The sequence below is a fragment of the Bartonella sp. AA89HNZF genome (assembly GCF_042196905.1).
GTDB lineage: Bacteria > Pseudomonadota > Alphaproteobacteria > Rhizobiales > Rhizobiaceae > Bartonella.
Genome location: NZ_JBHIRD010000079.1, coordinates 1 through 1,064, shown reverse-complemented (window position 1 = coordinate 1,064; position 1,064 = coordinate 1). Strand labels below are relative to the sequence as shown.

The following is a 1,064-nucleotide window of genomic DNA, read 5'->3' as shown; positions in this document are numbered from 1 at the left end:
TCTCCCCCACATTTATATAAAAAGACCTCTAAACAAAACTGTTTAGCCCGTCAATGGTTAATACATCAATATCCCCATAAATATAAAGGATAAGTTTGCTCAACCATATCCCCTTGCATTCATAGAGTGAACCTTCAAAAGACGCCTAATCTATGAGTTTTAGGGGTTTTGAGTATTTTGAGGGTTCCTTTTACCCCCCTTTATATATTTTTTTCAATCGAAAAATAAAAGTCATTATATTTCAATAGGTTAATATTTTAAACAAACAACCTATATTAAACACAACACGTAAATACAATCTATGATATATATTTAAAGGAGTTTTGAAGGTATTTTGAGGGTTTTAAACACCTTCAAAACCTATCTATAAACTTATCAAAATACTCATTCTGATATATTAAAGCCCATAGTACATTTATCTTGATTAACCCGTGAAATGAATAGCAAATTTCACTACTTTGCTGATCTTATTCCATGTCATGGGCTGTTGATAAGCAGCCTTAAAGACCCCTTTTGAAAAAAATATCGGCTTTTTTTAGCAGTTTTTTCCCTTTTTTATCGTTATTTGCTTTAAATGCATTTAATTAAATTCATTTTGATTCTTTTGATGATTATTAATCATCTCATAAGGCAAGGGATTTTTATTACAATATGCTGCAATCTATTAAGTCTGATAATGAACAATTCACTTTACGCTCCCTTTTACAATCCTATCGTGAACAGACAACTTCAAATACTCTACGAGGGAAAGTGTTTGAAGATTTTGTGACAAAATATCTTATGTATGACCCTCTCCACTATGGGCGATATGAAAAAGTTGAGAGCTATTATGAATGGGCTAAAGAGCGTGAAGGTTGGAATAAAAATGATATCGGCATTGATCTGGTTGCCAAGCTTCGCAATCAAGAGGGCTATGTGGCTATTCAATGTAAGTTTTATCAAGCAGACCATCAGATCAGTAAAAAGGATATTGATAGCTTTATCGCGGCATCTGGAAAAGACATCTTTAAATATCGACTTCTCGTTGACAGCACAGAAGTGGAATTAAGTGACAATGTGAATGC

At 32.9% G+C, this 1,064-nt stretch carries 1 protein-coding gene; it reads left to right on the top strand.

Translation table 11 applies throughout. From position 1 onward, the window contains the following. Nucleotides 1-651: 651 nt before the first annotated feature. Nucleotides 652-1,064 (top strand): restriction endonuclease (locus ACFIN0_RS09775; RefSeq protein WP_375702459.1); only part of this gene is annotated, 413 nt, incomplete at its 3' end.